This window comes from Catenulispora rubra (assembly GCF_015356825.1).
In the GTDB taxonomy this organism is placed as follows: domain Bacteria; phylum Actinomycetota; class Actinomycetes; order Streptomycetales; family Catenulisporaceae; genus Catenulispora; species Catenulispora rubra.
The window spans coordinates 1-7,482 of record NZ_JAACYW010000422.1; the positions used below are offsets into that span (position 1 = coordinate 1).

At 71.9% G+C, this 7,482-nt stretch carries 9 protein-coding genes; 7 read left to right on the forward strand and 2 right to left on the reverse strand.

Annotation, left to right across the window (positions count from 1 at the left end):
* Positions 1–657: 657 nt before the first annotated feature.
* Positions 658–1,476, reverse strand: a complete 819-nt coding sequence (locus tag GWK61_RS51020; protein ID WP_194921277.1) for an anti-sigma factor family protein — start codon at positions 1,474–1,476, stop codon at positions 658–660.
* Positions 1,473–1,982 (reverse strand): sigma-70 family RNA polymerase sigma factor, encoded by a 510-nt coding sequence (locus GWK61_RS51025; protein WP_194921280.1) that lies wholly within the window; start codon positions 1,980–1,982, stop codon positions 1,473–1,475. Before GWK61_RS51025 ends, GWK61_RS51020 begins: the two co-directional genes overlap by 4 nt.
* A gap of 227 nt (positions 1,983–2,209) precedes the next feature.
* Here GWK61_RS51025 and GWK61_RS51030 point away from each other — a divergent pair, with 227 nt between their 5' ends.
* The 7 genes from GWK61_RS51030 to GWK61_RS51060 all read left to right on the forward strand — a co-directional run.
* On the forward strand, positions 2,210–2,983 hold the full coding sequence (locus tag GWK61_RS51030; RefSeq protein WP_194921282.1) for a COG4315 family predicted lipoprotein: 774 nt from the start codon (positions 2,210–2,212) through the stop codon (positions 2,981–2,983).
* A gap of 3 nt (positions 2,984–2,986) precedes the next feature.
* Positions 2,987–3,772: a hypothetical protein gene (locus GWK61_RS51035; RefSeq protein WP_194921283.1), complete on the forward strand. Its 786-nt coding sequence runs from the start codon at positions 2,987–2,989 to the stop codon at positions 3,770–3,772.
* On the forward strand, positions 3,769–4,428 hold the full coding sequence (locus GWK61_RS51040; protein ID WP_228564345.1) for a DUF6529 family protein: 660 nt from the start codon (positions 3,769–3,771) through the stop codon (positions 4,426–4,428). Before GWK61_RS51035 ends, GWK61_RS51040 begins: the two co-directional genes overlap by 4 nt.
* Positions 4,425–4,934: a Rieske (2Fe-2S) protein gene (locus tag GWK61_RS51045; protein ID WP_194921285.1), complete on the forward strand. Its 510-nt coding sequence runs from the start codon at positions 4,425–4,427 to the stop codon at positions 4,932–4,934. The genes GWK61_RS51040 and GWK61_RS51045 overlap by 4 nt, the downstream gene beginning before the upstream one ends.
* Positions 4,935–5,010: 76 nt before the next feature.
* Entirely contained in the window at positions 5,011–5,613 is a 603-nt protein-coding gene (locus tag GWK61_RS51050; protein WP_194921286.1) for a winged helix DNA-binding protein, read from the forward strand.
* A gap of 117 nt (positions 5,614–5,730) precedes the next feature.
* A complete protein-coding gene (locus GWK61_RS60350; protein ID WP_194921287.1) occupies positions 5,731–6,543 on the forward strand; it encodes a helix-turn-helix transcriptional regulator in 813 nt (270 codons plus the stop codon).
* A gap of 5 nt (positions 6,544–6,548) precedes the next feature.
* Positions 6,549–7,482, forward strand: a 934-nt coding sequence (locus GWK61_RS51060) for a leucine-rich repeat domain-containing protein (RefSeq protein WP_194921289.1), incomplete at its 3' end; no start/stop codon positions are given.

A 7,482-nucleotide genomic window follows, 5' to 3' on the forward strand; every position in this document is an offset into this window, starting at 1 on the left:
GTGTTGGGGGTGGGGGTGCTGAGGGTGGACAAGCTGCGGTTCGTTTGTGGTTTTACAGGCGATTTTTACGGCTTCGCACATGGTTTGATGGCCTCGCAGGGGACGCAGTTCGGTTGAACCCCACTAGTTGCGCTGGCGGCCGCCGGTTTTCGCGAACACGACCGCGCACCGGTCCGAGTCACTGCGCATGCGTTGCGTAGGCGGCAATCGTCGCGCGTGGTGGGTGCCTTGAGGCCTCTGGCGGGCCTCCTCGACGAGGGGGCGACCCGCGCGTCGGGCTTGATGCCGCCGGCCCGCGACTGTTCGGCTTTCTATCCGCTGTTGCCTGCGTCGCGCTGCCTGCTGGCGGTCGCTGCTTGTGGTCGCCGAGGTTCTGGGTCCCTCGCCGCGTCATCGCCGTAAACGGAACCAGCCCGGTTTGGCGGAATCAAGCCGCACCCCTGCTGCTGTGGTCCGGTTGCGCCCGGCTTGACACCGCCAAACCGGGCAGGTTGGCTGCGCCCGCTGACGCGGCGAGGGACCCAGAACCAAACCCCCACATGGTCCTTCGGACCCCCTCACCACGTGGCCGGCCGCGCGCGGCCCGTCGCCAACCGCAGCCGAAAGATCTCGCGATCGGCGGGCCCACGCCGCACAGGACGTGGGCCCGCCGGTCGCTCACACCGGGACGCTGAGCAGCACCTTGTTCGTGTCGGTCGTCCGTACCTCGACGCGCGTCAGGTTCGCCTTGGCGATGGCGGTGCCGCCGTGCATGTCGAGGGGGGCGGTGTGGCCGGGGACGCCGTAGCCGTGGTCGGGGACCAGCCAGTTGGTGACCACCTGGGTTGTGCCGTCCTTGGCCACCGCTACGAGGTCGCAGGTGAGGGGGCCGTGGAGTCCGGACAGCTCGATCGCTATGTGCGTGCCCCATTCGCGCTGCTCCATGCCGACGACTGCGCTGACGCCTGTTGCCGGGTCGGCGGCTGTGTGGCGTTCGCCCATCATCACCAGTTCGGCCGCGACGCTGTCGGTGGGCTTGGGTGTCGTGCTGGAGTTGTGGCCGATCGCCACGCCTACGACCGGGCCCGCGATGATCAGGACCACTGCGGCGGCCAGTGCCAGGAGGTTGCGGCGGCGGTTGTAGGCGCGTTGGGCCTTGACGCCCTCCAATACCCGCGGGAGCAGGTCTGCGCTGGGGCGGGCGACGGTCAGGGGTTCGGCGCGGGAGGCGTCGGCGGTGCTGCCGGCCCCGCCGACCCCTTCTGTTGCGCTGCCGTCCGAGCCGGGGCCGTCCGCGCCCGCGGCGTCGGCCTCGTCGCCCGTGCGGACCAGCGGCCGCAGCAGGGCGGGCAGGTCGGCCAGGTCGTCGAGCTCCGCGGTGCACCGGTCGCAGCCGAACAGGTGCTCCTCGAAGCGTTCGGCCTCGTCCGGTTCCATCAGACCCAGGACGTAGGCGCCGATGTCGGTGTGTTCGGGCTCGGTCACAGAGTCGGTCACTGAGTCAGCCCCCTCTCGGCCGCCGCCACCTTCAGCGAGCGCAGTGCGTAGTAGACGCGGGACTTGACGGTACCGGGTGGGACACCGAGGTCGGCAGCCGCCTCGGCGACCGACTTCCCCTTCAGGTAGGTCGCGATCAGCACCTCGCGGTGCGGAACGCTGAGCGTGTCGAGCAGTTCGGCCACTTCCATCTGCGACAGTGCCCTCTCCACACTCTCGTCGCCCGCCTTGTGCTCCAGCGCCGCGTCGGATACCTCCGGCGGGCGGGCGGTGCGGCGGCGGTGCTCGTCGATGACCAGCCGCCGCGCGACGGTCAACAGCCAGGGCCGCAGCGTGCCGGCCTTCGGATCCAGGCGGTCGGCATTGCGCCAGGCCCGCACCAGGGTCTCCTGAACGACGTCCTCAGCGTCCTGACGGACGCCGCCGTTCAGGCTCAGCACGAAGCGTAGCAAGGGTGCCGCGTGCTCTCTGTAGAGATGTATCGCAAGATCGTCCCCATGGGGCATACGGGCTCCGTGGTCGCGTATTGGGCAGTCGAATCGGACAAGGGACGTCACGAGTCGGCGCGGTGGGGCCGGGTCGATACCGTGACGGGAGGCTCTACGGACCGGCGGTGGTGCGCGTTCATATGAATCTGGAATCAGGTTTGAACCGCCGCGCGGACGGCTGCGTACGTCCCCCCGACAGGTTCACAACGTAACCGATCAAGTCGGTATACAGGGGGCGTTTCCAGATGTTCAAAATTCGTACCGTCGCGGCGGCCACGATCGCCGCAGCCGGTCTCATGACGCTGAGCGCGTGCGGCGGGGGCAGCTCGAAGCCGGCGGCGCTGCCGCCCGCGCAGACGACGGCCGCCATCACCTCCGCGAACACGGCGCCGGCGGCGGCCGGGGCGACCAGCAGCGCGTCCAGCTCGGACACTGCCGCCGGCGACGCCTCCAGCTCCGCCTCCAACGCCGGCGGCGACGCCCTGACCTCGCAGATGCAGTACCAGAACGGCACCGCGAAGGCGAACAACGCACCGGACAACACCGGCGACTTCTACAACGGCCCGCGCACCGACGCGGCCGCGCTCAACTGGGTCCAGCTCAGCGCCGGCGCGGCCAACGGCCTGCAGCCGATCGTCCACGACGGCCGCGGGTTCACGATGTACCGGTTCGACAAGGACACCCCGAACCCGTCGGCGTCCCACTGTGACGGCGCCTGCGCGAAGACCTGGCCGCCGGTCCTGGTGCGCCCCGGCTCGCGGGTGTTCGTCGACGGCGTGGCGGTCGACCAGATCGGCGTCATCAAGCGCGACGACGGCACGCTCCAGCTGACCATCGGCCACTGGCCCATCTACCGGTTCGCCAAGGACACCGCGCCGGGCCAGACCAACGGCGAGGGCGTCGGCGGGATCTGGTTCGCGGTCTCCCCGACCGGTAGCAAGACCCTGCCGGCGGCTGGCGCGGCCTCGTCGAGCGCGCCGGCCGCACCGTCCAGCAGCGCCGCGGGCTCGAACTACTGACCGATGAAAACCATCAAAGGTCCGTATCTGACGCTGGCGGCCGGGGTGGCCCTGGCAGGCGTGCTGTTGGGCATGGATATCAACGCCACGCCCAGCCAGAATGTCGCGCAGAAGTTGGGCGCTGTGGGGACCACGGGGACCGCCGTCACACCGACGGCTCCCCCGGCGACTCCGTCGGCGTCGTCCACGACGATCAGCGCGCCGCCGACCACGCCGAGCGCCCCGACCACCGCGGTCACGACGATTCCGGCCACCGGCGCCACGACCATCGTGGCCCCGTCCAGCCCGACGTCGTCGTCCAACCCGGCGGTCCACGACTACGCCGGCAAGGTCGACGGCGGCGGCGCGTCGCTGGCCGTCTCGATCTACAACGGCAAGGCCATCGCCTATGTCTGCGGCGGCTCGTTCGAGGTCTGGTTCACCGGCACCGCGAAGGACGGCAAGCTCGCCCTGAGCAGCCGCTACGGCGCCACGCTCACCGCGACGTACGACGCCGGCGGGGCGCACGGCCTGGTCGTCGGCGACGGCCGGCACTGGACCTTCACCTCGCCGGCCGTCAAGTCGCCCTCGGGCCTGTACCGCGCCTACGCCAAGAAGCAGGGCGTGAAGGTGCAGGCCACGTGGATCGTGCTGCCCGACGGCAGCCAGACCGGGGCCGAGGACGCCGGCGGGGACACCGCGACCGCGGCGCCGGTCGCCCCGATCGACTTCGGCAGCGGCACCGCCGTGCTGCCGGACGGGCAGACCGTCCAGCCGACCCGTATCGACGGCTCCCGGGAGGGGTCATGATCAGTTGGTCCGCCGAACCACCCGCAGGATCCGGCGGGGCTGCCGTGCCCGTCGGATCCAACGGGTCTACCGAACCCGCCGAGTCCGCCGCGACAACCGCACCGTCGGCCCAGCAGCCCCCGCCGAAAACCACGCTGGCGCTGCTGATCCCGGCGGCCGCCGGCTGCGCGGTCTCGCTGGCGCTGGGCGTGTACGGACACGTCCACACCCCGACCGGCATCGCGGTCAACGTCGCCGGCTTCTCCGGCCCGCTGGCCGCCAAGGCCTGGCTGACCACGATCGCCACGGTCCTGGCCGTGGTCCAGCTGGTCACGGCCCTGATGATCTACGGGAAGCTCAAGGTGTTCGGCACGCCGTCGTGGATCGGCGGCCTGCACCGCTGGAGCGGCCGCGTGGCCTTCGTGGCGGCGGTGCCGGTGGCGATGCAGTGCCTTTACGCGCTGGGCTTCCAGAACTACAGCACCAGGGTCCTGATCCACTCGCTGCTCGGCTGCCTGTTCTTCGGGGTTTTCACCGCGAAGATGCTGGTGCTGCCCCGGCCGAACGCGCCCTCGTGGGCGCTCCCGCTGCTCGGCGGGCTGGTGTTCGCCGCGCTGGTCGCCATCTGGCTCACGTCCTCGTACTGGTACTTCACCACCTTTGGACTGAAGACATGACTCAAGACATCACTCCTTCTGGATGCGCGGGCGACACCGCGCGCCGCTCAGTGCTCGGCGTGGCGGCGGTCGCCGTGGGCGCGCTGTGCACGGCTTGCAGCACGTACGGCGCCAAGACCAGCGCTCCGGCCGCCAACCAGGCGAATCCGCCTGCTGCGGACGCGTCCGGCACAGCCGGCGGCGGCAGCGGCACCGGCGGTACCGGCGGCGCGGCCGCGGCGGCTCCGCTGGCCGCGACCTCGGCCGTCCCGGTCGGCGGCGGCACGATCCTCGCCGACCGCCAGATCGTGCTCGCCCAGCCCGTGGCAGGCACCTTCAAGGCCTTCACCGCCGTGTGCACCCACCAGGGCTGCACCGTCTCCTCGGTCGACAAGGGCCTGATCATCTGCCCCTGCCACGGCAGCCGCTTCCACCTCGCCGACGGCAGCGTCGACACGGGACCTGCGAGCCGGCCGCTGGCGGAGATCGGCATCAAGGTCGCCGACGGCCAGATCACGCTGGCCTGAGGCGGCTTCTGAACCCGCCGCACACCACCGGCGTAGTGACGACGACGGCGTTTTCGTCACGGGGTGGGAGGTCACAGTGCCGACGGACGAGTGCCCCGTATGCCGGCGACCGGTCCCGGCGCCGGACGGGCCGGGCCGGCCCGCGCGCTACTGCTCCAGCGCGTGCCGGCAGCGTGCCTACCGCGCGCGCCGGGACGCCTGGGCGGGGCCCGGGGCCGATGCGGCGGCGCCGTCGGGCAAGCAGCAGGTGCCGCATCTGACCGAGCAGGAGTTGCAAGCGTGGCGCGGAATGCTCGAAGTGCAAAGCAATGCTCTTGCACGCCTCGACGCGGAGATGCGCGAGCGGGCCGGGCTCAGCATCAGCGAGTTCGACGTGCTCTGCCGGCTCCGGGGCGCCTCCGGGCGCCGGCGCCGCCTGTCCGACCTGGCGCGGGAGGCGACCCCGCCCGGTGGAGTCAGGGTCCTGATGAGCCTGGTCGGCCGGCTGGCGCAGCGCCGGCTGGTGACCCGGCTGGCGGACGAGGCGGTGCTCACCGACAAGGGCGAGCGGGTGCTGCGGTTCGCGGCAGACGTCCACTTCGCCGGAGTCAAAGCCCTGTTCATCGCCCGCCTGTCCGAGGACGAGGTCGAGCAGTTGGCGGGTCTGTGGGCCCGGCTGGGGCCCGACGCGCGGCGCTGAGGCGCAGGACCGCCCCGGCACCGTTCGGTGTCCAACCGGGCAGCGCGGCGCGGTCCGGCTTCTGCCCCGCGCGAGGGCCGATGAGACTTCGGGAAGCAGCGACGATGGGAGGCGGCTGTGCCGGAAGAGGGAATGGCGACGATGCGGTACTACGGGCCTGCGGGTGCCGACGGCGCGCCGGCGGCACCCGCGCTCGTGCCTGGTGTCGCGCCCGGTGTCGTCGGCGGCATGACCGTGCGGCGGCCGTCCCGGGCGCCCGGCTACGGCGGCACGCCGACGTCCGGCGGTGCTCCGGCACCGGCCGAGCCGACGCCGGTGTGGGTCCTCGCCGACGACCCCGTGACCCGCGACGCCCTGCTGGCCGGGCTCCGGCGGCGCCCGGAGGTCACCGTCCTGCCGCCCGAGCAGACCGCCGACGCACAGGTCGTGCTGATGCTCGTGGACCGGGTGACCGGGCGGACGGTGAACCGGATGCGCGAGGCCGCCGAGACCGCGCATCGGGACGTGGGCTTCGTGCTGGTCGGTGACGGGATGCAGCAGCACCATCTGCTCGGCGCCGTCGCGCACGGCCCGGTCAGCGTGATCGCCCGGCGCGACGCCGACTTCGACCGCATCGTCCGCGCCGTCACCGCCCTTCCGGCGGGCCGCCTGGAAATGCCCCGCGAGGCGATCGGCTGGCTGGCCGGCCGGTTGCGCACCATCCACCGCGACGTGCTCGGCCCGCGCGGGCTCACCAGCACCGGACTCGAGGTCCGCGAGGTGGAAGTGATCAAACTGCTGGCCGAAGGCCTCGACACGACGGAGATAGCGAAGCGCATGAACTACTCGGAACGCACGGTGAACAGCATCATCCACGGGGTGCTGACCCAGTGGCAGCTGCGCAATCGCGCCCACGCGGTGGCGTTCGCGCTTCGGACGGGGATGGTGTGAGCGACATGGCCGACACTAAGGACACTGCGGACACCGGCGGCACGCCGAACTCCGGCGACGGCGCTCTGGAAGCCCGGCTCCGGACCGAGCTGGCGGCCCACACCACCCAGGAACGACTGTCGCTGGCCGCACTCGGCCTGACGGCCGTTCCCGACCAAATCAGAACCCTGTCCTCGCTCCGCGAACTGGACCTGTCGCGCAACCAGCTGGACGAGCTCCCCGAGTGGATCGGCGAACTCAGCTCCCTGGAATCGCTCGACGTGTCCGGCAACCAGCTCACCGAGGTCCCGGAGAGCCTGGCCGGTGTGCACACACTGCGCCGGATCGAGCTCGGCGGGAACCGGCTGATCGACGTCCCGGCCGCCCTCGGCGAGCTGCCGCTGGAGCACATCGGCCTGGACGACAACCCCCATCTGCTGGTCCCGCCCCCACACATCGTCACCGAGGGAACGGCCGCGGTGCTGGCGTATCTGTGCGCTGATTCGCCGGCCGGAGAGGCGCCAGCCCTCGACGGCGCGTCGCTCGGCGGCGCCGGGTTCGGCGGCACAGGCAGTGAAGTCACCCCGCCGGAAACCGAGCCCGCGCTCGCCGACGACCTGTTCGACGGCCTGGCGTTCACCGAGCCGGAGGAGCCGCGCCCCGAGCGACCCGCGCGCCCTGAGCGCCCTGAGCGCGTCGGACCGTCCGCCTTCCAGCGCCTCCCCGCCTTCCCCGCGGTCCCCGCCGCGTTCCGTCCCGGGCGGCGGGTGACCGCGATCGGCGGCGCCGTGGCCCTGCTCGGCGCCTCGGTCCTGGTCGTGGCGGTCAACAACCAGGGATCCGCCGCCACCGCGCACGCCGAGACCCCCGGCCCCCGCATCACGGCGACCTCGTCGCAGTCGGCGGACCCGTTCGACCCCTTCTCGGCCGCCGACGCCCCCGACGGGTCGCTGGCCACCC